19 protein-coding genes and 1 tRNA gene are annotated in these 23493 nt (G+C 60.5%); 4 read left to right on the forward strand and 16 right to left on the reverse strand.

What is annotated here, in order from left to right:
- Positions 1-5: 5 nt before the first annotated feature.
- Positions 6-668 (reverse strand): dephospho-CoA kinase, encoded by a 663-nt coding sequence (coaE, locus tag FFA61_RS04480; RefSeq protein ID WP_005963814.1) that lies wholly within the window; start codon positions 666-668, stop codon positions 6-8.
- Between the two features lie 118 nt (positions 669-786).
- Between coaE and brnQ the strand changes: the two genes are divergently transcribed.
- A complete protein-coding gene (brnQ, locus tag FFA61_RS04485; RefSeq protein WP_005963816.1) occupies positions 787-2130 on the forward strand; it encodes a branched-chain amino acid transport system II carrier protein in 1344 nt (447 codons plus the stop codon).
- 1045 nt (positions 2131-3175) lie between these two features.
- Here the strand turns inward: brnQ and rpsA are convergent.
- On the reverse strand, positions 3176-4615 hold the full coding sequence (gene rpsA, locus FFA61_RS04490) for a 30S ribosomal protein S1 (protein ID WP_005963826.1): 1440 nt from the start codon (positions 4613-4615) through the stop codon (positions 3176-3178).
- Positions 4616-4939: 324 nt separating this feature from the next.
- Positions 4940-7654 carry a DNA polymerase I gene (polA, locus tag FFA61_RS04495; protein ID WP_005963828.1) on the reverse strand — a complete coding sequence of 905 codons (2715 nt, stop codon included), beginning with the start codon at positions 7652-7654 and terminating at the stop codon, positions 4940-4942.
- A gap of 19 nt (positions 7655-7673) precedes the next feature.
- Between polA and FFA61_RS04500 the strand changes: the two genes are divergently transcribed.
- A complete protein-coding gene (locus FFA61_RS04500; protein ID WP_242600901.1) occupies positions 7674-8219 on the forward strand; it encodes a PaaI family thioesterase in 546 nt (181 codons plus the stop codon).
- 318 nt (positions 8220-8537) lie between these two features.
- On the opposite strand, the gene FFA61_RS04505 is transcribed toward FFA61_RS04500, so the two are convergent.
- Positions 8538-8611, reverse strand: a tRNA-Leu gene (locus FFA61_RS04505).
- A gap of 65 nt (positions 8612-8676) precedes the next feature.
- On the opposite strand from FFA61_RS04505, the gene FFA61_RS04510 reads away from it, so the two are divergent.
- The gene (locus tag FFA61_RS04510) at positions 8677-9270 is read left to right on the forward strand and encodes an ANTAR domain-containing response regulator (RefSeq protein WP_005963833.1); all 594 of its coding nucleotides are present in this window, start codon (positions 8677-8679) and stop codon (positions 9268-9270) included.
- A 514-nt stretch (positions 9271-9784) separates the two neighbouring features.
- On the opposite strand, the gene FFA61_RS04515 is transcribed toward FFA61_RS04510, so the two are convergent.
- From FFA61_RS04515 to mltG, 8 genes are all read right to left on the reverse strand, one after another.
- On the reverse strand, positions 9785-10000 hold the full coding sequence (locus FFA61_RS04515) for a hypothetical protein (RefSeq protein ID WP_005963835.1): 216 nt from the start codon (positions 9998-10000) through the stop codon (positions 9785-9787).
- Between the two features lie 599 nt (positions 10001-10599).
- The gene (gene pyk, locus FFA61_RS04520; protein ID WP_040314277.1) at positions 10600-12048 is read right to left on the reverse strand and encodes a pyruvate kinase; all 1449 of its coding nucleotides are present in this window, start codon (positions 12046-12048) and stop codon (positions 10600-10602) included.
- Between the two features lie 115 nt (positions 12049-12163).
- On the reverse strand, positions 12164-13252 hold the full coding sequence (gene lgt, locus FFA61_RS04525) for a prolipoprotein diacylglyceryl transferase (protein WP_005963841.1): 1089 nt from the start codon (positions 13250-13252) through the stop codon (positions 12164-12166).
- A 104-nt stretch (positions 13253-13356) separates the two neighbouring features.
- Positions 13357-14202, reverse strand: a complete 846-nt coding sequence (gene trpC, locus FFA61_RS04530) for an indole-3-glycerol phosphate synthase TrpC (RefSeq protein WP_040314280.1) — start codon at positions 14200-14202, stop codon at positions 13357-13359.
- A 147-nt stretch (positions 14203-14349) separates the two neighbouring features.
- Positions 14350-14715: a phosphoribosyl-AMP cyclohydrolase gene (gene hisI / locus FFA61_RS04535; RefSeq protein WP_005963847.1), complete on the reverse strand. Its 366-nt coding sequence runs from the start codon at positions 14713-14715 to the stop codon at positions 14350-14352.
- Between the two features lie 28 nt (positions 14716-14743).
- Positions 14744-15460, reverse strand: a complete 717-nt coding sequence (locus FFA61_RS04540) for a prepilin peptidase (RefSeq protein WP_005963849.1) — start codon at positions 15458-15460, stop codon at positions 14744-14746.
- Entirely contained in the window at positions 15451-16284 is an 834-nt protein-coding gene (locus tag FFA61_RS04545; RefSeq protein ID WP_005963852.1) for a shikimate dehydrogenase, read from the reverse strand. Before FFA61_RS04545 ends, FFA61_RS04540 begins: the two co-directional genes overlap by 10 nt.
- A 3-nt stretch (positions 16285-16287) precedes the next feature.
- Positions 16288-17403 carry an endolytic transglycosylase MltG gene (gene mltG / locus FFA61_RS04550; protein ID WP_005963855.1) on the reverse strand — a complete coding sequence of 372 codons (1116 nt, stop codon included), beginning with the start codon at positions 17401-17403 and terminating at the stop codon, positions 16288-16290.
- Positions 17404-17606: 203 nt separating this feature from the next.
- Between mltG and FFA61_RS04555 the strand changes: the two genes are divergently transcribed.
- Positions 17607-18080: a hypothetical protein gene (locus tag FFA61_RS04555; RefSeq protein ID WP_131247329.1), complete on the forward strand. Its 474-nt coding sequence runs from the start codon at positions 17607-17609 to the stop codon at positions 18078-18080.
- 24 nt (positions 18081-18104) lie between these two features.
- On the opposite strand, the gene ruvX is transcribed toward FFA61_RS04555, so the two are convergent.
- The 4 genes from ruvX to FFA61_RS04575 form a co-directional block, all read right to left on the reverse strand.
- Positions 18105-18587, reverse strand: coding sequence for a Holliday junction resolvase RuvX (gene ruvX / locus FFA61_RS04560; protein WP_005963860.1), 483 nt, complete (start codon positions 18585-18587; stop codon positions 18105-18107).
- Complete coding sequence (gene alaS, locus FFA61_RS04565) at positions 18584-21283, reverse strand: alanine--tRNA ligase (protein ID WP_005963863.1); 2700 nt, start codon at positions 21281-21283, stop codon at positions 18584-18586. The genes ruvX and alaS overlap by 4 nt, the downstream gene beginning before the upstream one ends.
- A gap of 107 nt (positions 21284-21390) precedes the next feature.
- Positions 21391-22014 (reverse strand): 30S ribosomal protein S4, encoded by a 624-nt coding sequence (gene rpsD, locus FFA61_RS04570; RefSeq protein WP_005963866.1) that lies wholly within the window; start codon positions 22012-22014, stop codon positions 21391-21393.
- A gap of 123 nt (positions 22015-22137) precedes the next feature.
- Positions 22138-23481, reverse strand: coding sequence for a replication-associated recombination protein A (locus tag FFA61_RS04575; protein WP_005963869.1), 1344 nt, complete (start codon positions 23479-23481; stop codon positions 22138-22140).
- Positions 23482-23493: the final 12 nt, after the last annotated feature.

Here is a 23493-nt window from a genome sequence, read left to right on the forward strand (position 1 = left end):
TACGTTCAACTCGCTTTCAGCCACGTAGTAACAACAGTTCCGATCAAACTCTGGCATTCCTCAACACTGCCAGCATTCGTGACCCAAATTGAGGCAAGCGCACGTCTCTGTTCCTCACTCGCCTGCATCCTGATCCGGGCTTGAGCATCCGCCCGACTCATGCCACGCGCCTCCAAGCGCTGCAATCGAATTTCCAATGGAGCGTCAACAACAATGACCACGTCGAAACCTGATGCTGTTCCCGCTTCGGCGAGAAGCGGCACATCATATACGGCAAGCCCCCCAGGCGGCGCAGAAGACAGAACCTCATCCGCTCGCTGAGCAATCAAAGGATGGGTGATCGCCTCAAGATCAGCGCGCGCCACCGGATCAGAAAACACAATCTGTGCCAGCCGTGAACGATCGAGCGCCCCGTCCTCGTCAATGAGAAAAGCGCCGAAACGTTTCGCAATCGCGTCAAGCCCAGGGGTACCCGGGGCGACAACCTCGCGGGCAATCTGATCCGCATCCGCAACCACCGCACCCAAATCCTCAAAAGCGCGGGCAACCGTCGACTTACCGGCACCGATCCCACCGGTCAGAGCAATGAGAAGAGCACGATCGCCCGGTTTCTTCCAGGTGCGAAAAAGCTCAGCCTTCGCCCGGCCAACACGAATCACAGTGTCCATACGCTCAGCCTAATGCGAACGCCACCACCCGTTTTCCCTTGGAGCCACGAGCATGGCACGATAGCGAAGGCCACTCACCACGAAGCCTGAAATACATACGCCCATTTAAGGACCCATTGTGTCGACGACGGTCGAAACCGGAAAGAAGCGCACGTCAAGCGTTCGCCTCATTGCAACCTCCCTCACCCTGTTCTCCATGTTCTTCGGTGCGGGTAACCTCATTTTCCCACCAATGATCGGCGTCGAAGCAGGCACATCCTTCCTTCCCGCCATCACAGGATTCCTCCTCGGCGGTGTTGCACTCCCCGTCCTTTCAATCATCGTCATCGCCCTATCAGGCACAGACCTGCGCGACCTGTCGAACAGGGGCGGGCGTATCTTCGGCGTCATTTTCTCCTGCGCCGTTTATCTGTCGATCGGGGCCTTTTACGCTCTGCCCCGCACCGGAGCGGTCAGCTTCTCGACAGCGGTCAGCCCCCTGACCGGTTGGACCTCGACAAGCGTCTCCGTCATCTTCAACGCCCTCTTCTTCGCTCTCGCCTTCTACCTGTCGTGGAAGCCCGGCGAAATTATCGACCGCCTCGGGAAGATCCTCACGCCGCTACTTCTCGGCCTGCTGACCCTCCTCGCGATTGTCTCCGTCTTCACCTTCGACAGCACACCCGGCGCACCCAGCGAACAATACGCATCACACCCGCTCACCGCAGGCATCCTGTCCGGCTACCTCACAATGGACTCCCTCGGCGGGCTCGCCTTCGGGATCATCGTCGTCACCTCCTTCACGCGCACCGGAGGTGGAATCGGCGCGAAGACCGTCAAGCGCACCTCCATCGCCGCGACAATCGCCGGCGGCCTCCTCGCGCTCGTCTACCTCAGCCTGGGTTTGATCGGCCTGAAGATGCCCGGAGCGCACGCCTTCGACAACGGCGCCGAACTCCTGTCGCAGGCTTCCAACCTGGCGCTCGGCCCCTTCGGTCAGATCGCCTTCGGCCTCATCGTCGTCACGGCCTGCATGACGACCGCAGTCGGTCTGCTTGTCGCGACCTCGGAGTTCTTCGCGCGCCTCATGCCCAAGATCCGCTACGAGACGTGGCTCGCCGGATTCGCAATCATTTCCTTCATCATCGCATCCGCCGGTTTGAACAAGGTCCTCGCGGTTGCCGGTCCGATCATCGGGCTGCTTTACCCGGTCGCGATCACGATCATCTTCATTACGATCTTCACCCACCCGCTGCGCCACATCACCCGTTGTGAATTGGCATTCAAGCTCGCCGCGTGGACCGCATCCGCATTGTCGATCCTGGCGACCCTACAGGACCTGGGGATCGCCGCTGAAAGCATTGAAGGCTTTATCGGATGGCTGCCCGGCCACGCCGAATCCGTCGCGTGGGTGATCCCCACAATCCTCATGGCGATCATTGGGCTGCTCATTGACTTCAGGCTGGCGCGTTCGCGCAACTGAAGCGAGCTGTGGCATCGCTTGCTGCCCCGATTGTGCTTTCGGAGCTGTGCTGGGCGCCGCTATGGTGCCGAACTCATATTCGGGGTTCACCAGCGAGTTTCATCCGGGCTCCTCGATACCCCGATTATGATCTCGGCACTGTGCCGGGCACCGCTAGAGTGCCGAACTCATATCTGGGGTTCACTAGCGAGTTTCATCCGGGCTCCTCGATACCCCGATTGTGCTTTCGGAGCTGTGCCGGGCACCGCTAGAGTGCCGAACTCATATCCGGGGTTCACAAGCGAGCCCCGCCAGGGCTACTGCGCACCCCAATTATGCTTTCGACGTTAGTCGAAGCCCCCGTTGAAGCACTGAGACTGCTTTCAGGGTGAAGAACTCTTCTCGGGTGAGCAGGATCGCTATTGTCCGTGATCTCTTGAGCCATGTGGACTATCCAAGGCGCATCAAACTGCAGGTCCTGGGTGTTGTCCATTCAGAGCTACCTGGGTGATATCCATTCATACCTACGCCGCTCAAACAAGAATCAGACGAAAAGTACTCTTCCTGCTTGGTTTCTAAGTGGAACTGCCTTATCCGTCTTATCCGTATAAGTAGCCCAGAATCTCTTTCACCGAGAACAAGGTCGCTTCACCGCTGATAGGAAACAACGAAACCACCGCAGACTTCACCAACACCCTGGGCACTGAGAAACACCGCTCGATCATCTCCGGATAGGAGGCGCCTCCATGTAAGCCACTGCTCCGAACATGAAGAAGAAGCAAGCGATCACTGAACTCGCTGCCTTCCTGGAGGGCCCCTTCTCCGAACATGAAGGGAAGACAACTAGCCAAAGATCCCCTAGGATCCTCGCTAAGTGGCCACACGTCACGGACATCCGGCAGTAACTCGCAGTAAATCCAGGTTCCAAGGCAAGGCCGCCAAGTCCCCTGCTTTCCACGCTAGGTGCGCTCCTCCCCGCTCCATCAACTCATAACGAAAGCGTGCGCCCCGCCTAATCGCGGGGCGCACGCCCAAAGCTGAATCCTCCGGCTATCGCCGGGCTGGATCAGTTGTTGTTCGTCAGCTTCTCACGCAGGGCCGCGAGGGCCTCATCCGAAGCGAGAGTGCCGGCGTTGTCCACGGGGGTGGAGTAGGAAGCCTGCTCCTCGACCGACGGGGCGGCCTCGGCATCCTCTTCCTGAGCCTTGAGGACCTGAGCCTTGTGGGCCTCCCAACGAGCCTGGGCCTCAGCGTACTGAGCTTCCCAAGCCTCACGCTGAGCCTCGAAGCCTTCCATCCACTCCTGGGTCTCAGGATCGAAGCCCTCGGGGTACTTGTAGTTGCCGTTCTCGTCGTACTCGGCGGCCATGCCGTAGAGCGAAGGATCGAACTCTTCAGAGCTCGGGTCCACGCCCTCGTTCGCCTGCTTGAGCGACAGGGAGATGCGGCGACGCTCGAGATCAATGTCGATGACCTTCACGAAGCAATCGTCGCCAACCTTGACGACCTGGTCCGGCAGCTCGACGTGACGCTGAGCAAGCTCGGAAATGTGAACGAGGCCCTCGATGCCATCCTCGACGCGAACGAACGCGCCGAAGGGGACGAGCTTCGTGACCTTGCCGGGCACGACCTGGCCGATGGCGTGGGTGCGGGCGAAGGCCTGCCACGGATCTTCCTGGGTGGCCTTGAGGGACAGGGAGACGCGCTCGCGATCCATGTCGACGTCGAGAACCTCGACGGTGACTTCCTGACCGACCTCGACGACCTCGGAGGGGTGATCGATGTGCTTCCAGGACAGTTCGGAGACGTGCACGAGGCCGTCAACGCCACCAAGATCAACGAAGGCGCCGAAGTTGACGATGGAGGAGACGTTACCGGTACGAACCTGGCCCTTACCGAGGGTGTGGAGGAAGTTCGAACGGACCTCGGACTGGGTCTGCTCGAGCCAGGCACGGCGAGAGAGGACCACGTTGTTGCGGTTCTTGTCGAGCTCGATGATCTTCGCCTCGATCTCGCGGCCAATGTAGGGCTGGAGGTCGCGGACGCGACGCATTTCGACGAGAGAGGCGGGCAAGAAGCCGCGCAGACCGATGTCGAGGATGAGACCACCCTTGACGACCTCGATGACGGTGCCATTGACGACGCCGTCCTCTTCCTTGACCTTCTCGATCTGGCCCCAAGCCCGCTCGTACTGCGCACGCTTCTTGGAGAGGAGGAGGCGGCCTTCCTTGTCTTCCTTCTGGAGGACGAGGGCCTCGATCTTGTCACCCACGGCGACAACATCGTCGGGGTTGACGTCGTGCTTGATGGAGAGCTCGCGAGAGAGGATCACGCCCTCAGTCTTGTAGCCGATGTCGAGGAGGACCTCATCGTGGTCGACCTTGACGACAGTGCCCTCGACGATGTCGCCATCGTTGAAGTATTTGATGGTCTCGTCGATGGCGGCGAGCAGGTCCTCGGTGGAGCCGATGTCATTGACCGCGACCTGCGGCGTGTTGGTGGTCATGTAGTTGTGTCTCCGAAACGGACTGAATAGTAGATGGACAGAAGCGGTTTCCCCTTGGGCTTCGAGTGCGGACGCACTGATCCCGCGGATCACCGCGAGTCAGTCTAGCAGGACGATCCGCCGCTGTGACCCCCGCTTCGGGCACGAAAACGTGGCTCGCGCCTCAAATCCGGGGCACTCTCCCCGCTTCCAAGGCGCTTGTCTCCGCTGTGGAGGTCTTCTCACCGGGTCGCACCTCGCATGCCTCGAGTGCATCCGCGAGTTTCGCAGGACCGAAGCAGACCCTTGAGCCCCAAGGCCCCGCGCACCGCCCGAGGACCGCTCCTAGTGCGCGGCCGCCATCCAATTCGGGCCGATCCCGACCGCAACATCTAGCGCAACCGACATCTCCACCGGACTTGCCATCTCCCGACGCACAATCTCCTCAACCCGCTGCGCTTCACCCTGAGCGATCTCCACAAGAAGCTCATCGTGGATCTGAACCAGGAGCCTGGACTTCAATTCCGCTTTCGTCAAAGCCTCAGCAACGTTCACCATCGCGATCTTGATAATGTCCGCGGCACTGCCCTGGATCGGCGCGTTCAAAGCGGCACGCTCCGCCATTTCACGGCGCTGACGGTTCGAACTCGCCAAGTCCGGCAGATAGCGTCGCCGCCCGAACATCGTCGCCGTGTACCCGTCGATCCTCGCCTGTTCCACAAGGGATTCAAGATAGTCGCGCACTCCCGCGAAACGCTCAAAATAGCGGTCGCGAAGCGCTGCGGCCTCGGGCACGGGAATCTTGAGCTGACGGGCAAGCCCATAAGAAGACAGGCCATAAGCGAGGCCGTAGGAAGTCGCCTTAATGCGTGAACGCTGCTCAGGAGTAACCTGCTCAACCGGGGTTCCAAACACCATGGACGCCATGGTCTTATGCAAGTCCTCCCCAGAGGCAAAAGCCTCAATCAACCCCGCATCCTTCGACAGGTGCGCCATGATCCGCATCTCGATCTGCGAATAGTCGGCGCTCATCAAAGACTCGTAGCCTTGACCCGCGATAAAAGCAGAACGGATCCTCACCCCATCGGGAGTGCGCGCAGGAATGTTCTGCAAATTCGGATCCGCCGAGGCAAGACGCCCAGTCGCGGCGACAACCTGGGAGAAGGACGAGTGAATACGCCCATCAGGCAGGACCGTCGAAATGAGCGTATCGACCATCTGCTTGAGTTTGATCCGGTCGCGATGCATAAGGAGCCGGTCGAGGAACACGAAACCCGGGCCCCCTTGGAAACGCGCACGTTCCCGCAAGTCAAGAAGAGCCTCAGCGTTCGTCGTATATCCGGTTTTCGTCTTCTTCGTCTTCGGCAGATCAAGGACCTCGAAAAGGATGCGTTGAAGCTGCTTCGGGCTCGACAGGTTCACGTCCTCGCCGATCACCTCGATCGCTTCAGCGCGCGCCGCCTCAACTTCGACACCGAAGTCGCGCGACTGGGCTTCGAGAACCCCAAGGTCCACTCGGATGCCCGTGTCCTCCATGTCCGCAAGGACCTTGGAAACAGGAAGCTCCACATTCTCCAGAAGTGACAGCTCTTTCGATTCTTCCAGGCTCTTCGCCAAGATCTCCCACAAGACCGGCAGGGCGCGCACTGTTCTGGCTGCCCGCAACTCCGAGGGGCTCAAAAGCTCTTCAGCGCTTGCCCCCATTTCGAAGAGCGCATCCGAGGCGGCTTCTTCCTCTTTGGGAACGTCGAGGTAGCGGTTGAGTAGATCGTCAATTGAGACCGAACGTGAGTCCGGTCGCACGAGGTAGGCGGCGAGCTGCACGTCTTTACTCGGCCAGGGCATCTCCCATCCCTGCGCGCGAAGCGCATGACTCAAGGCTTTCGCATCATGGACGATCAGCTGCGCGCTTGCCAGGCGTTCAAGAAGTTCCGCCTCCTGCTTCGGATCAAGAATCGCAGGATCGAGGATGAGGGCCTTGTCTTCGGCCCATATCGCGAAGCGCTCGATGTGTCCCCTGGCAGGAACGCCCGAGCCGAGGACGAAGACCGCCTGCAAGGGCCCCGCACTGCGAAACCACCGAGCAAGATCGCTTGACGCGCCTGCGAGGGTCACATCCATGTCCGCATCCCACGAGAATCCACCCGGCCCCGCGTCCTCGTTCTCCTCACCAGGCTCCGCGCCAATCCCCGACACGGCCATCACCCGGGAACGCAGGTTCCCGAACTCGAGAGAATCGAAAAGGGAGAAAAGCTCCGCCTTGCGCGTCGCCCCCCGGTTCAGATCCCCCACCTGTACATCGAGTTCGAGGTCGGTGAGCAGGTGGTTGAGGCGACGGTTCCTCTTCACGTCCTCCATGTGTTCACGCAGCGCTTCACCGCGTTTGCCTTTGACCTCGTGAGCGCGACTCAGGAGATTGTCGAGGCCGTCGAAGGAATTGATCCACTGAGCCGCAGTCTTCGGGCCGACCCCGGGAACCCCCGGCAGATTGTCGCTGGTTTCGCCGACGAGAGCTGCGATCTCCGGGTAACGCTCAGGTGGTACACCGTACTTCGCTTCAACCGCTTCGGGGGTCATACGCCGAAGATCACCGGGGGACATACCCGGGTAGAGGACCGTCACCGAATCGGTCACTGTCTGGAAGGAATCCCGATCCCCGGACACGACGAGGACACGCATCCCCTCCTCAGACCCCTGCTTGGCGAGGGTCGCAAGAATATCGTCGGCCTCATAGCCGTCTTTACGCAACGAAACGATCCCCATCGTGTCGAGCACCTGGGAAATGAGTTCGACCTGGCCTTTGAACTCCTCGGGGGTCGCGTCACGAGTCCCCTTGTAGTCCGGGTACTCCTTCGTGCGGAAGGACTCGCGTGACACGTCGAAAGCGACGGCAATATGCGAGGGCGACTCGGTCTCGAGGAGTTTGACGAGCATCGAGACGAAACCGTAGACCGCGTTCGTGCACTGGCCCGACTTCGTGAAGAACTTGTCCGCCGGAAGAGCGTAAAAGGCTCGAAACGCCATCGAATGACCGTCGATGATCAGCAAGGTGTCACTCATACGTGCCACCCTAGAGGCCATGAACGATTCAGTCCCAATGACGAGCCGAAACACTCCCACGCCCGCACGCCCTGATCTTTCTGTCGAAGGGGGACCTGATCCTTCCGTAGCCCCAGATCCTTCCGTCGAAGGGGGATTCGTTGGCGCCACCTGGCCCGGGTCCCTCATGGAGGCGATGAGCATGGAGGTGCTCGTTCACTCCCCCACTCGCACGCTCGTCTCAATGCCCGTTGAAGGCAATACCCAGTCCGCGGGAATCCTCCACGGCGGAGCTTCCGCTGCGCTCGCGGAAACGGCAGCGAGTTTTGCATCGCAGATCCACGCGCGAGCGGTCCACGGAGAACTCGGATTCGCTGTGGGCACAGAGTTGTCGATCTCGCATATTTCTTCAGCGCGCACTGGGACGGTCACCGCTGAGGCGCGCGCGGTTCATCTAGGAGGGTCGTCCACTGTGCATCTCGTTGAGCTTCGCGCCGAGGATGGGCGGCTCATTTCGACTTCGCGGGTGACGAACCGCATCCTCAAACGGAGAGTGACCGAGGGGGCCGAGCGACGAAAGGAATAGATGAGTCGCGGGATGGATTCGATGCGGCGTCGAGCCTCGATTCGCCGGAAGGTGATCAGTCGATCGGAGCCCGGCACAACACGGGGACGTGTTGACTCGACGGGAGTCCGACACAACGCCGGAAGGTGATGACTCAAGGGAAGTCGAGCCTAAGGACTGGAGTCGAGCTAAGGAGGAATGACTCGCGCCAACGTAGCGCCGATCAGAGCGGTTCATGCTGAATGCCGATCGGGCCGATTCATACTGATCCGCTCGGTTCAGGCCGGGTTTCTGATCGAGTGTGAAACACCAGTATCGGTACTCGAGCGCTTGCTAAAGTACCCCGAGTGGGATTCGAACCCACAACAAGCCGGGTTTGAGCCGACCGCCTCTGCCAGTTGGGCTATCGGGGCTACGCGCATTAGGCGTGTAAGAAGCATATGATAGCCATGCTCAAGCCACAAAACGAGGATGTGCCATGACCGCTGAGAACCAGAACGCACCGCGCCGTGTGCTCGTCGCCGAAGACGAGGGCCTCATCCGACTCGACATCGTAGAAACGCTGACCAGCGCGGGTTTCACCGTCGTCGGAGAAGCTGCGGACGGCGAAGAGGCCGTTCAGCTTGCTCTCGAACTCGAACCGGATCTGTGCGTCATGGACGTGAAGATGCCCCGCATGGACGGGATCACTGCAGCTGAGAAGATCCTCCAGGAGCTGTCCTGCGCGATCGTCATGCTCACTGCTTTCTCCCAGACGGAGCTGGTCGAACGGGCTCGCGACGCCGGTGCAATGGCGTATGTGGTCAAGCCCTTCTCCCCTGCCGACCTCATTCCCGCAATCGAGATTGCGCTATCGCGCCACCAGGAAATCGAATCCCTCGAAGAGGAGATCGCCGATCTTTCCGACCGTTTCGAGACCCGTAAGCGGGTGGACCGTGCCAAAGGCCTTCTCATGAAGAACATGGGGATGAGCGAGCCCGAAGCCTTCCGTTGGATTCAAAAGACCTCGATGGATCGTCGTCTTTCCATGCGTGAGGTCGCCGACGCCGTTATCGATCAGGTCCAAGACTGAGGCGAAGCTGCGGCTTGAGAGCTTAATGCCCATCCTGGTCTTGAGCGCGAGCCGAAGGGATCGGATTCTCGAGCGCAGACTGAGCCGACACCGGCTTCTCGAGCGCAAACTGAGCTGACACCGTGTTCTCAAGCGCAAACTGGGCCAACACCGGGTCTCGAGCGCAGGCCGTGCGTTAAAGCCATCCCTGAGGCGACAAGTCGGACACTAGGTTCACTGGGTTTGGGCACAAGTCGGACACTAGGCGTGCACAAGTCGGACGACTCAAACTTTGACCTGGGCTTTCTTCAAGGATCCAAGGCACAAGGTTCGACTTGTGGACAGGCATAGCGGCGCCCTCGAACGGCGCGACACATTTTGGCCGCCATTCTGCGGCGAAAGCACCTGTAGCCCCTGCCGTCAGGCACTGAAACCTGTCGCACGGCACTCACACCTGTTACGCGGCACTGAAAGCGCTTTCTTTCAGATACGACGAAGCGCCGGGAACGGAATCCCCGGCGCTTAATCGTGCGCCTCATGCGACCGGAATGAGCTCCAGTCCGAGGAACTTGGCCGCCTCGAGACGAGTCTCGGGCATTTCAAGCTCCGTGATCGCCTGAGCGATCTCGGCATCGACAAGATCGTCGAACCACGGCTTGACTGCCGACGCGAGGCTTTCAACATCCAGGTTCAGGGCCTGGCGGTCGAAGACCGTCGAATGGACCGACACGGTCCGAGTGTTCGTATTCATTTTTCTTCTCCATCATTCATCAGCTCACCCTCGGGTATGCGCAGGTGTTGCGCAGGCAACCACGAGAGCCAGAGCTTCTCTTGCACCTCCAGACGGGAATGCCGCCATTGGCATTCGCCTTGGGATTTGAAAGAGTCTAGCAAGATTTGAAGAATCCGCTAGTGGAACTGCGTCACATGGGGAGGAAGTCACAGAAACAAGGTGTGCCGCGGCGGGAAAAGCTGGCAATACGAGTGAATCCTCCCCATCGGGGTGAGAAGAAGTATGGCGTTCGGAAAGCACTGTGGACAAGAGACTGCTGAGCAATGCACAACTACCAAGTGACGCAAGGGAAGCTAGCAGGAGCGGTGCAGCGTTAGTGAGATCCATCTCCTCAGGGCGAAAACCCAACCCCTCAGAGCGTGAGAAGCGAAGCCCTTAGGACGAGAGAGCCGCAACCCGAAAATGAGAGAGCCACAACCCCAGGACGAAACAAGCAAAGACTCCAGGCCTAAGAAGCGAACCACCCGCGGCAAGAGGAGCCAAACGAAATAGATGCCGATGAAAATGCGCCGGAACCTCCAATAAGGTCCCGGCGCATCCCAAAGGGTTGAGGAGGATCAGCTGTTCACAGCTCCACCGATGGTGTAGTCGACCTCATCGCCCACCTCGTGAACCCGCAGGAGGTTCGAGGAGCCTTCAGTCCCCGGCGGCATACCAGCGATGATCACCAGTTCATCGCCGATCTCAGCCAGATTCGAGGACTGGACGACCTGGTCGACCTGCCACACCATGTCATCGGTGTGACGAACCTCAGGAACTCGATAAGTCTGGATACCCCAGGTCAGGGCGAGACGGCGCCTCGTCGATTCAAGGGGAGTGAAGGCGAGCATCGGGATCGGACGACGCAGACGCGACATCTTGCGAGCCGAGGTACCCGACTGGGTGAAGGTCACGAGGTAGCGCGAATCAAGATGTTCGGCGATCGACGCAGCAGCTTCACAAATGACGGCCGCACGGTCATTGTCGTAGTAGCCCGAAAGACCAGCAATCATTTCGCCGCCGTTCTCCTCGGTCGACTCAATGATGCGCGCCATCGTGCGCACCGCCTCAATCGGGAACGCACCGACAGAAGTCTCACCGGAAAGCATGACAGCGTCGGCACCATCGAGAATGGCGTTCGCACAGTCAGAGGCTTCAGCGCGCGTCGGACGCGGATTCTTAATCATTGAATCCATCACCTGGGTCGCGACAATGACCGGCTTCGCTGCTCGACGGGCAAGTTCAATCGCGCGCTTTTGAACCAGGGGGACCGATTCGAGGGGCATTTCCACGCCGAGGTCGCCGCGGGCAACCATGATGCCGTCAAAAGCATCCACGATTTCAGGAAGGGCTTCCACGGCCTGCGGCTTCTCGATCTTCGCAATGACCGGGATGCGGCGACCGACCTCGTCCATGATGGCGTGAACATCATTGATGTCTTTCGCGGAACGGACGAAGGAGAGCGCGATGAAGTCCGCGTCCTGCTTCAGACCCCAGCGCAGATCCTCCTTGTCCTTCTCCGAAAGGGCGGGCACGGAGACCGCGACACCGGGAAGGTTGAGGCCCTTATGGTCGGACACGACACCGGGGACCTCGACTCGGGTCACGACATCGGTTTCGGTGACCTCGACGACACGGACCGCGACATTGCCATCATCAATGAGGAGGCGATCACCTGGAGCGCAGTCGCCCGGCAGGCCCTTGAAGGTCGTGCCGACGAGTTCCTTCGTTCCGGGAACCGTGCGAGTCGTGATGGTGAAGGTGTCCCCCACCTCAAGAGCCTGCGGCCCCTCCTCGAAAGTTTCGAGGCGGATCTTCGGTCCTTGAAGGTCGACGAGGACGGCTACCGCCCGACCGGAGGTGGCAGCAGCTTTACGGACTTTCTGGATGACTGCTTCATGCTCTTCAGGCTTGCCGTGAGAACGGTTAATGCGGGCGACGTCCATGCCGGCGTCGACGAGCGCTTGAACCTGTTCTGAAGAATCTGTGACGGGCCCGATGGTGCAGACAATTTTAGCTCGGCGCATGGAACCCATCCTAGCCGTTGCCAGCATTCTTGAGGAGCCCTGACTCGCCCGCTTCACAGTGATCGCACCCATGAGAATCCCCCAGGGACGAGAGGGCTGTCACTTCTTCCTTCTCTTATCGCCTGGTCTCCGCATCTGCTTGCGAATCGCTGCTCGTATCCGATTCCAAGTCGACGCTCGCATCCGATTCCAAAACACTGCCCCCTGCCGCCTCGACGCCCGTATCCGCTCGCGAGGGATCATCCGTATCTGTTTCTAGCTCGCCGCACGTATCCGCCCCCAAGGAATCAGTCGCATCCGCTCCTGAGGCACCGTCCGCATTTGCTTCCGAGTCGGCGCCCGCATCCCCATCAGCGGCCTTCAAGGATTCTTCCGCCACATAGCGTTCATCGCCCACAAGGCAGGTCGAACGGTTAAGGCGCGCTGCAACAACGAAGATGACGAGCGCGAGGACGAGCATCCCAATGGATGTCCACGCGTTCAAACGGATCCCGAGGAAAGAGCGGGCCTCGTCCAGGCGCATCGTCTCCATCCAGATCCTCCCGATCGGATAAGCGATGAGATAAAGGCTGAACACCTGCCCGGATTTGAAGCGGAAACGACGATCCGCCCAAGCGATGAGCGCCGCCATCGTGAGGTTCCACATCGACTCGTACAAGAAAGTCGGATGGAACAAGGTCCCAGAGGCGTACCCGGCTGGCAAGTGCCGATCATCAATCTCAAGCCCCCAGGGGAGCGTCGTCGCCGAGCCGAAAAGCTCCTGGTTGAAGTAGTTGCCCCAACGTCCAATGCCTTGAGCCATGATGAGAGCAGGCGCAACAGAGTCCGCAATTGGCCCTAAGCGCTGTCCCTTGCGTTTAACCGCAATGAAGACGCCCAGCGCCCCGAAAGTGACGCCACCCCAAATTGCGAGACCTCCCTCCCAGATCCTCAGGATCGCCCAAGGATCGCTTCCAGGGGAGAAATAGCCGTAAGGGGTTGTCACCACGTGGTAGAGGCGTGCACCAATGATGCCCAGGGGTATCGCCCACAGGGCGATGTCGTACATGAGTTCAGGGTCTCCCCCGCGTCTGGCATAGCGCTTCCCAGTCCACCACAACGCCAGAATCATTCCGGTGACGATGATGATCCCATAGGCGCGAAGAGGGATCGGCCCGAGATACCAGACCCCCTGAGGCGGTGAGGGCAGTGATGCGACGAACATGCAGTTCCTTCCAGCACGAGACAGCGGTCGCCCCAAAGCCCCGGGCATTGCGCACGGTACTCCTCAGCTTTTTGGCCGCGTCAAAGTGTTCTTCGGCCGCACCCCTAGTGGTCTTCGAGGGCGCGGCGGACCCTGGCCTTCCGGTCTTTCAACAAAGCCGGATGCGATCCGGCACTTACCATATCCTTCACATCCGCCAAAGGGTCGGCTGAGGTGACGAGGGCCTCTCCGACGAGGACGGCGTCGGCACCCCACTTCGCGTATTGGAAGACATCTCTGGGGCCACGCACCCCTGATTCAGCGACCGCTACGACCTCGGGGGGAATAACGTCGAGGACCTGCTCAACTTTGTCGCGGTCAACCTCGAAAGTATGCAAATCTCTTGCGTTCACACCAATGATCTTCGCTCCTGCTTCCAGGGCGCGCAGAGCCTCCAGACGGGAGTGGACCTCAACGAGGGCGTGCATTCCGAGGGAGTGGACCCGGTCGAGGAAGCACACGAGCGCAGGGTCTTCTAAGACACTTGCGAGGAGGAGGACAAGGTCGGCTCCGTGCGCCCTGGATTCGTGGATCTGATAGGGCGTCATGATGATGTCCTTGCGCATGATCGGCAAGTCAACGGCTTTCCTCACCGCGTCGAGGTCTGCGAGGCAGCCTCCGAAATGATGGGATTCAGTGAAGACGGAGACCGCTGAGGCACCCCCGGCCTCGTAAAGGGAGGCGAGCGCGCCCGCGTCGGGAATCGGCGAGAGACGATCCTTGGGAGGCATGTTCCGTTTGATCTCAGCGATGATGGAGACCGCGCCAACGCGTCCTTTGAGCTTGGCGAGTGCATCGAGTGCGTCAGGGGCGCGAAGTGCCCGCTCTTTGATCTCCTCCATCGGCACGAGTGCCTCACGCTGATGCAGATCCGCGAGGACGTCCTTGATGACCTCGTTCAAGAAGCTCATGGATTGCTCCTCCTCCTTGACGACAGGTGAGGCGATAGTATCCCGGTAAGTGCGAGACGCTGAAATCTGTTCAGGATACGAAGCGGAATCACCGAGGCGGAACAGTTCGTGGATGCTTCGAGCATCATTCACGAAAAACGGCGATTTTTAGCCATTCTTTGCACTGCCGACGACGGCTCCCAAATCCCCTCCTTCGAGGAAGCACGTGCGTTTACCCGTATGACATGCGGCGCCGACCTGGTCGACTTCGATGAGCAGAGCGTCCCCATCGCAGTCCAAAGACACGGACTTCACGTACTGGACGTGTCCGGAGGTGTCGCCCTTGCGCCAATACTCCCTGCGCGAGCGCGACCAAAATGTGACCCTGCCGGAGTTGAGGGTCCGGTCGAGTGCTTCTTCGTCCATCCAGCCGAGCATGAGCACCTCACGAGTGTCGTACTGCTGGATCACTGCAGCGACAAGCCCGTTCGGGTCTCTTTTCAAACGCTGGGCGATCTGCGGATCAAGAGTCATGTGCTCCTCCTTAACGCTCGACGGATTCTTATGACAGGAACTTCGACCAATCGGGGATGAACACCCAGATCACGTGTGAGACCGCTGCGCCGAAAATCAGCCAGGGCCCCAGGGGCATGCGGGCATGAGTTCCCGCAGAACCCACAACGATGCGCCAGGTCGCAGCAAAACCCGCGGCGAGGAAGGAAAAGATAAGACCGCCGACAGCTGCTTCAACGCTCACCGCCCCGAGCATTGCACCCAGGACTGGCGCGAGCTTCACATCCCCGAAACCGACTCCCCCAGGGAGTCGTGACAACAGCCACAGGGGAATGAGCCAGGCGAAGAGGCCGGCGAAGACCTCGAAAAGGACTCTGAGTGGCGTGGCGGATAGGGCGATCGTGCATCCGACTCCGAAGAGGACTCCAAGGGCCATCGCCGCCGTGTAGGCGTTCGGTAATCGATGCGTTCGGTAGTCCGTTATCGCTGAGAGCACCCCAATCATTGAAACAGCGACGATCGCAGGTGCTGAGGGGCGAAGGTGGGAGGCGATGATCGCGATGACCCCGATGATCGCGGACGTCCATACGATGCCGTTGCGACGATAAGGGGTAAGCGTCGCTTCAATGAGGTAGCGGCGTTGGACTCGCCAACCGGAACGCCACAGCCAGGCGACGACAATGCACCAGACCAGGAAAGCCGAAGCGAGGGAAAGATCGTCAAGAACGGGTTTGAGGATCGAGTCTTGGACGGGTTCTAGGAGCATTGCCGAACCCCGGCTTTCATTGAAGCAAGATCCGGGTCTCTTCCGGTCATGAGGCGCACCTGCTGGTGGGCTTGATGGACGAGCATGTCCAGGCCCCAGGCGATCACTCCCCCGCCCAGGTTCCACGCTCTCACGAGGCCCGTTTCTCGTGGCGCGTAGACGACGTCGAGGAGAGTCTGGCTCTCTTGGATCTTCACACGCTTAGCAAGCTCGTCTGCGACGCCAAGCGGCAGGGTCGAAATGACAATGTCTGAAGCTTCAATACTTTCTGCGACTGCCTCCTCATCGGCCCACATGACCTGGTGGATCTCAACGCCCAGGCGTGAAGCTGCGGCGAGGATCGAGCCGGGGCCTGCGAAGCGCCTCGCCGCGACGGTCGAACTCGTGATCCCCAATTCCCCAAGAGCGGCGAGCGCCGAAGCGGCGGTCGCTCCCGCTCCAAGGATCGTCGCCCTGCGCGCTTCGCCAAGCCCTCGAGGTGAGCGGGCCTCACGAATCGCACTGACGATCCCATGCACATCGGTGTTGAAGCCCGTGAGGAGCCCCTGGGAGGGGATGAGAGTGTTGACCGAGCCGACTGCCGCTGCCATCGGATCGACAATGTCCAAGAGCGGGATGATCGCCTGTTTGCAGGGCATTGTGACCGACAGGCCGAGGCAATCGGCGTCAATCGAGTTCACAAGCTGGGGTAGGGCTTCGACGCTCGTCTCATAACGTTCGTAGCGCCAGCCCTCCCCCAGGCCCAGTGATCGCCATGCTGCGCGGTGCAACTGGGGTGACAAGGAATGCTTGATCGGCGATCCGATGACCGCAGCCCAGGGCACAGCTCAGCACTTCCCGGGGTTTGCGGTGCAGTATTCCCTGAAACGCGCAGTGTTGGCCTCTTGTTCGGCAAGGGTTTGCGCGAAGAGGGTTTCTCCCGTTTCCAGGTTGACTGTCACGTAGTAGAGCCACGGACCGTCAGCCGGTTTGAGGACCGCTTTGATAGCCGCTTCAGAGGGTTGAGCGATCGGAGTCGGCGGCAGTCCCTTGTGAAGGTAGGTGTTATACGGGTTGTCGTCGGCCATGTCATCGGCTGAGGGAACTCCACCGGTCTTGCCCACTCCATACAGGACTGAGGAGTCCATTTGCAGATATCCCATGGTCTCCGCGTCTGGATTGTTCAGACGGTTCTCGATCACTCGAGCAACCTTGGGCAGATACTCGTCGATGTTGACCTCGCGCTCGAGAATTGACGCTTTGTTGAGGATGAGCTCTCGTTGGTCTTTCGGAACACCCAAAGCGTCAAGCTCTCCGATTGTCCGTTTGATCATTTGAGACAGGAGCGTCGTGGGAGTGTCTGATGAGGACACCTCATAGGAGCCCGGAGCCAACCAGCCTTCCACATTGCCTCCGGCTTCCTCGGGCAGACCAATTGCCGTGGTGTCCTTCAAAGCGGCGTTGACCTCGTCGGCTGTGAAGGATGTGACTGAGGTGATGCGCTCGACGATCTGCCAGGTCGTTTGCCCCGGCGTGACCGTGACCGTGTTCTCCGAACGGTTCTTCTCATCGAGGAGTGCAGCGATCGCGTCTGATGCGCTCATCTGCTTTTTCAGACGATAGGTGCCGGGCCGGATCGAGGGCGCAGCCTTATTCGCTGCGAAAGCCCGGTTGAAAGCCTCAGTGGATTTCACGACACCGGCTTCCACGAGTGTTTCGCCGATGGAAGTTCCAGTTGCACCGATGTCGATCGTGACTTCCACTTGTCCGGTACCGGGCCCGGGGTAGTCGTCGGTGTAGGCGGAACTTTGTTGGCCTGTGAGGTCGAGTTGTTTGAGGGCGAACCATCCGGCCCCGCCGAGAAGGACGAGGACGAGGAGGATGATGAAGAAGGAGCGGATGCGCCGATTGCGGCGCCGTTTGCGAGCTCGGCGTCGTTCATATTCGAAGCGGCGTGAACGCATTCCCGTGGTTTCAGCGGGAAGAGAAGAGGTCTTCTTCGCCCGAGCCGCCGTCGATTCGCTGGGCCGGGGGGTTGCTGTGCTACGTGAAGGCGCGGCCTTAGAGCGAGAGGAAGCTGCTTCACGGCGCGAGGATGCGAACTCTCGACGCGAAGGGGGTGCCTCACGACGTGCAGCGGGGGTCTTGGGCTGTGAAGGAGTGGGCGATGAAGATGAAGAGACCCGATTACGTGGTGAAGAGACGCTCGATGCCCGAGACGCGGCTGCCTGCGAACGCGAAGGCTCCATCTCACGACGCGAAGCTGGTGTCGTACGAGCTGAAGAGGCGGTCCGGGCGCGAGGCGCGGCCGCCTGAGAAGAAGAGGGGACATCGGCGCGAGAAGATGCTCCTTCTCGGCGTGAAGAGAGTGTCTCACGGCGTGAAGGAGGCGGAGTCCTGCGTGAAGGGGGCGTCTCAGCGCGCGACGCTCCCCTCTGATAACGAGAGCTCGCCGTCTGAGAACGCGAATGCCATGTCGGCGCAGCGGAGGAAGGCCCCTGAGAGCGAGAATCCCGTGCCTCCCGAGAAGAATCCTGTGCCTCGGGGCGGGAAGAGGTGGCCTCCGGGCGAGAAGAGTCCGTCTCAGGAGTTCGACGAGAAGTGGGGGCCTGCCCGTGGTGAATTTCTCGACGAGACTTGAACGGAGGACGTGGGGTCGGAGTCGTCACTGAGCGCTGCTCCCTTCCAAAGTGATCTCTTTACCCGGTGCGCGCCCGGACATGCGCTCTTCTTCGAGGGCCTGTTCGAGGATAATCTGTGCTGCCACCTGGTCAATGATCGGTCGATGGTCCTTCTCGGAAATACCTGAGGCTCGCAGCCGAGCATGCGCCTGATTCGAGGTCAGGCGCTCGTCGACAAGAGCAACACGGATCTCCGGTCTGAGAGTCTTGATCCTTAGAGCGTACCTGCGTGCCGCTTTCGCTGAGACCCCTTCGCCGCCTTTCAAGTGCCGTGGCAAGCCAACGATCACTTCGATTGCCAAGAACTCGTCGACAATCTCACCAATGCGATCAATGTCGGAGCGGTCCTCTTGGCGAATGAGTGTCTCAACGGGCATCGTGAGGATGCCGTCCGGATCGCAGCGAGCAACCCCGACCCGGACGGTTCCAACATCAACGCCAATGCGTACGCCCTTGCGCTCGATCACGAGTCAGCGACCTCGCGGCGAATCGCCTCCAGGGCCTCTGCGATCGCGTCCAGGCGAGTGCCACCGCCCTGTGCGATGTCATCACGGCCCCCGCCGCCACCGCCAAGGTAGGAGCCGACAGCTCTCACGATCTTGCCGGCTTTGATCTTCGCGTCGCGAGCACGCTGATTCGCGGCGACAACGATCGAGGGCTTGCCAGAAACCCTGGCAATGAGGGCGACCACTGCGGGAGCCTCTCCCATCCGGTCGCGCACCTCCACAGCGAGGCCGCGAAGCGCATCGGCGGAGGGAAGCTCACCAGCGTCCTTCGCGACCAGAGCAATGCCATTCAATGACTCATGAGCTTGAGCCAAAGTGGCGGCCTGGGCGAGGGCCTGCTTGGTGCGGATCTTGTCGAGTTCCTTCTCCGACTCCTTCACACGCGCAAGCAGGGCCTCGATTCGAGCGGGCAGCTCTTCAGAACGACCCCCAAGAAGAGCGGAGATCTGAGCGACCAGGGCATGCTCCTTCGCTTGGAAGGAATAGGCGCCCTCACCGACGAGTGCGTCAATTCGACGGACACCCGAACCGATTGAGGCCTCACCGAGAAGCGCAACCCGCCCGATGCAGCCCGTCGAAGCGACGTGAGTGCCGCCGCACAGCTCCTTATCGAAGCCATCACCAATGGTCACGACACGGACCTCGGCGCCGTACTTCTCACCGAAGAGGGCGATTGCGCCACTCTTTCGGGCCTCGTCAATCGACATGATCTCGGTCGTGACGAGCAGATCTTCAGCAAGCTTCTCATTGACGAGAGCCTCAAGATCCGAAAGCTGCGACTGCTCAAGAGCTGAGGAGTGACGGAAGTCGAAACGCAGGCGCGAGGGCGAGTTCTCAGAACCGGCCTGCTCCGTGTCCTGCGACAACACCCTGCGCAAACCCCCGTACACCATGTGAGTCGCCGTGTGTGCGCGGGCGATCGCCAGGCGGCGTTCAGAGTCGATCTGCGCCCACGCTTTCTGGCCCAGCGCAGCGACGCCTTCGGTGAGGGTGCCACGGTGAACCGACAGGCCTTTCAAAGGCGCTTGGACATCGTGAACTTCAATGATGCCGCCATCTGCGAGGCGGATCGTCCCGTGGTCTGCGAGCTGGCCACCCATCTCCGCGTAGAAGGGGGTTTTGTCGAGGACGACCTCGACCTCGGCAGGAGCGCTCAGCGCGGGCACGGGCACACCATCAACGAGAAGCCCCGTAATCGTCGCCTCGAGTGCACTCTCCGTGTACCCGAGGAAGAGAGATCCGCCCTTCATTTCCCGTTCAATGTCTTGGAAGACACGAACATCCGTATGCCCGGTCTTCTTCGCTCGGGCGTCAGCGCGGGCGCGATCCTTCTGCTCTTGCATGAGGGTCTTGAAAGCGTCCTCATCGACTGCGACTCCCTGCTCTCCAGCCATTTCGAGGGTGAGGTCGATGGGGAAGCCATAGGTGTCGTGAAGGGCGAAAGCCGAAGCCCCATCGAGGATCTTCGTGCCCTTCTCCTTCGCCTGGGCGACTGCGGTATCGAGGATGGTTGTCCCGGCGCTGAGAGTACGGCGGAAGGCATCCTCCTCCGCGTAGGCGACATCCTGGATGGTGTCCCAGTTCGAGTTGAGCTCGGGATAGGACAAGGACATGACATTCTTCGATGCGGTGAGCAGGGTCGGCAGTGCCGCGTCCTCGACTCCGAGGAGGCGCATGGAACGCACGGCGCGGCGGATCAGCCTGCGCAACACATAGCCTCGTCCGTCGTTTCCGGGGCGCACTCCATCATTGATGAGCATCAGGGCGGAGCGAACATGGTCTGCGACGACGCGCATGCGCACATCATCCTCGTAAGCATTCCCAGCGCTGGGGCCCGCAGCTCCAAGGCCGTAGGTCTTGCCGGACATCTCCTGGGCGGCGGCGATGACGGGGAAGACCTCGTCGATCTCGTACATGTTCGGTTTGTCCTGCATGATGAAGGCTAGGCGTTCAAGGCCAGCGCCCGTATCGATCGCGGTCTTGTCGAGTTTGCCGACAAGTTCGAAGTTGTGGCCCTCGCCCTCGCCTCGGACGAACTCGTCGAAGACGAGGTTCCAGATCTCAAGGAAACGATCGCCGGCGACATCAACAATCGGCCCGCCTTCGGGACCGTATTCGGGACCGCGGTCGTAGTGGATCTCGCAGCACGCACCGGCTGGTCCTGGCTGTCCAGTCGACCAGGAGATCTCTTCGAAGGGGAGGCGCTGAATGCGTTCGGGGTCGACGCCGATGGTCTTCGTCCAATGGTTGAAGGAGACCTCGTCCTTCTCCCAGATTGTCATCCACAAACGATCGCCATCCAGGCCGTAGCCGCCCTCGGCCTCGGGCTTCGTCAGGAGCTCCCAGGCGTAGTCGATCGCCCCCTCCTTGAAGTAGTCCCCGAAGGAGAAGTTACCGTTCATCTGGAAGAAAGTGCCGTGACGTGTTGTCTTGCCGACATTGTCGATGTCATTGGTGCGGATGCACTTCTGGACGGATGCTGCCCTCGGCCAGGGGGCCGCTTCGGTTCCGAGGATGTAAGGGATGAAGGGCACCATTCCCGCGACGGTGAAAAGAATGGAGGGCTCTGGCGAAATGAGCGACACGGAAGGAGCCACGTGATGGTCCTTGGACGCGAAGTAGTCGAGCCAGCGGGAACGGATCTCAGAGGTGCGCATGGGTCCTCATCGTAATGGGTTGGAGGTGGCCCGAGCACATCCGTCCCGGGCGGGAAGCAACAGTGAGACCCCGGGAACCAAGATTCCCGGGGTCTTTAAGAAGAAGATCAGCGCGAGTAGTGCTCGACGACCATTTGAACGTCACAGGTCACGGGGACCTCAGCGCGCTTCGGGCGGCGCACAAGGGTCGCCTTGAGGCGCTCGAGCTCGACATCAAGGTAGTCGGGGACGGCAGGGAGAACATCGCGGTGGATGCCCTGCGCGGCGATCTCGAAAGGCACGGTGGTCTGCGACTTGGGCTTGACCTGGATGGTCTGGCCGGGCTTGACGCGGAAGGAGGGGCGGTCGACGATCTTGCCGTCAACGAGGATGTGACGGTGAACGACGAACTGGCGGGCCTGCTGGATCGTGCGGGCGAAGCCTGCGCGAAGAACGAGGGCGTCGAGGCGCATCTCGAGGAGCTCGACGAGGTTCTCACCGGTCAGACCGGCGGTGCGGCGGGCCTCTTCGAAGGCGCGGCGCAGCTGCGATTCGCGGATGCCGTACTGTGCGCGAAGACGCTGCTTCTCCTTGAGACGAACCGCGTAGTCGGATTCCTGGCGGCGACGCGAACGTCCGTGCTCGCCCGGGCCGTAGGGGCGCTTCTCGAAGTAGCGGACGGCCTTCGGGGTGAGGGCGAGGCCAAGGGCGCGCGACTCGCGCACCTGCTTGCGGGAACGGTTCTGAGCCATTTCCTCTTTCTTTCCTGTCTCGTGGGTCGTGGTCCGAGATTCTCTCGGGTCACGGGGTCGACTCCCGGAACAGGTGTTCCTTCGGCTAAGACCCCAGGGTTGCCTAATGGCAACTCGAACACCCTACCTCATGGTGAGGAGTTCTCTAAGCGCAGCAAGACGCTTCGTGATGAGGGCCTCATGCCCGATCTGCGTCGGCTCGTAGTAGCGAGTACCCCTGAGGTCCTCGGGCAGATACTGCTGAGCTGCGACGTGATGCGGGGCGTCGTGAGCGTAGACGTAGTCTTGGCCGTGCCCGATCCTCTTCGCTCCCGAATAGTGGGAGTCGCGAAGATGCATCGGCACTGCTGCCCCCTTGCCGCGTCGAAGGTCCGCGATCGCCCGATCAATGGCGAGGTACGCGGCATTGGATTTCGGTGCGCTCGCAACAGCGATCACCGCCTCGACCAAAATGATTCGAGCTTCTGGCATGCCGATCATAGCGACCGCTTGAGCTGCGGCAACTGTGGTTGCCAAGACTTCGGGAGCAGCCATTCCCACGTCCTCGGAGGCGCAGATCATGATGCGCCTGGCGATGAACCTCGGATCCTCCCCCGCTTCGAGCATCCGCGCCAGATAGTGCACGGCAGCATCAACATCCGAGCCGCGCATGGATTTGATGAAGGCGGAAACCACATCGTAGTGCTGGTCTTTATCCCATCTGACGAGGGCGGAGTCCGCTGCCGATTCGACGTGCGCCAGGCCGATTGTCTCGCACTGGTCCTGTGCGGCGGCTCCGGCTGACGCTTCCAGGAGTGTTAAGGACTTGCGCGCATCCGAGCCCGCGACCCTGATGAGCGCGTTTTTGGCGTCCTTGTCGATCCGAAGGAGGCCTTTGAGCCCGCGTTCGTCAACGAGGGCGCGATCAATGAGTTGACTGATCGCCTCCTCGTCAAGAGGTTCGAGGGTGAGGAGCAAAGAGCGCGACAAAAGCGGGGAGATCACTGAGAAGGAGGGATTTTCGGTGGTCGCGGCAATGAGTGTGACCCACTGGTTCTCGACTGCAGGAAGCAGGGCGTCTTGCTGTGACTTGGAGAAACGGTGGACCTCGTCAATGAAGAGGATGGTGTCCTCACCCTTGGCGGCAGTGTTCCTCCGAGCGGCCGATACGACATCGCGGATGTCTTTCACCCCGGAGGACACTGCGGAAAGCTCTTCGAATCTTCTCCCACTGGCGCGTGCGACGAGGTAGGCGAGGGTTGTTTTCCCCGTTCCCGGAGGGCCCCACAGGATCACAGAGGACACCTTCGGCGCCCCTGGTGCGGGGACTTCAAGGAGTCGACGCAAAGGAGAACCCTTGGCGAGGAGGCGTTCTTGCCCGAGGACCTCGTCAACGCTCAAGGGACGCATCCGCACGGCGAGGGGAGCATCCGGATCGAATGCTGGAGCTCCGCTGGGTTCTGTGCTCAGTGATTCGAAGAGGTCCACTCACGCCTTCTT

The sequence above is a fragment of the Schaalia cardiffensis F0333 genome, from assembly GCF_005886435.1.
GTDB classification, from domain to species: Bacteria; Actinomycetota; Actinomycetes; order Actinomycetales; family Actinomycetaceae; genus Pauljensenia; species Pauljensenia cardiffensis.

What these genes read in the sequence shown, in the direction of transcription:
- FFA61_RS04510 (WP_005963833.1), top strand. Translation starts at nt 8,677, where the DNA reads ATGACCGCTGAGAACCAGAACGCACCGCGCCGTGTGCTCGTCGCCGAA.
- alaS (WP_005963863.1), bottom strand. Translation starts at nt 21,283, where the DNA reads ATGCGCACCTCTGAGATCCGTTCCCGCTGGCTCGACTACTTCGCGTCC.
- rpsD (WP_005963866.1), bottom strand. Translation starts at nt 22,014, where the DNA reads ATGGCTCAGAACCGTTCCCGCAAGCAGGTGCGCGAGTCGCGCGCCCTT.
- pyk (WP_040314277.1), bottom strand. Translation starts at nt 12,048, where the DNA reads ATGCGCCGAGCTAAAATTGTCTGCACCATCGGGCCCGTCACAGATTCT.
- FFA61_RS04540 (WP_005963849.1), bottom strand. Translation starts at nt 15,460, where the DNA reads ATGCTCCTAGAACCCGTCCAAGACTCGATCCTCAAACCCGTTCTTGAC.
- FFA61_RS04555 (WP_131247329.1), top strand. Translation starts at nt 17,607, where the DNA reads ATGAAGATGAAGAGACCCGATTACGTGGTGAAGAGACGCTCGATGCCC.
- hisI (WP_005963847.1), bottom strand. Translation starts at nt 14,715, where the DNA reads ATGACTCTTGATCCGCAGATCGCCCAGCGTTTGAAAAGAGACCCGAAC.
- mltG (WP_005963855.1), bottom strand. Translation starts at nt 17,403, where the DNA reads ATGCGTTCACGCCGCTTCGAATATGAACGACGCCGAGCTCGCAAACGG.
- lgt (WP_005963841.1), bottom strand. Translation starts at nt 13,252, where the DNA reads ATGTTCGTCGCATCACTGCCCTCACCGCCTCAGGGGGTCTGGTATCTC.
- rpsA (WP_005963826.1), bottom strand. Translation starts at nt 4,615, where the DNA reads ATGACCACCAACACGCCGCAGGTCGCGGTCAATGACATCGGCTCCACC.
- FFA61_RS04515 (WP_005963835.1), bottom strand. Translation starts at nt 10,000, where the DNA reads ATGAATACGAACACTCGGACCGTGTCGGTCCATTCGACGGTCTTCGAC.
- polA (WP_005963828.1), bottom strand. Translation starts at nt 7,654, where the DNA reads ATGAGTGACACCTTGCTGATCATCGACGGTCATTCGATGGCGTTTCGA.
- FFA61_RS04500 (WP_242600901.1), top strand. Translation starts at nt 7,674, where the DNA reads ATGAACGATTCAGTCCCAATGACGAGCCGAAACACTCCCACGCCCGCA.
- coaE (WP_005963814.1), bottom strand. Translation starts at nt 668, where the DNA reads ATGGACACTGTGATTCGTGTTGGCCGGGCGAAGGCTGAGCTTTTTCGC.
- trpC (WP_040314280.1), bottom strand. Translation starts at nt 14,202, where the DNA reads ATGAGCTTCTTGAACGAGGTCATCAAGGACGTCCTCGCGGATCTGCAT.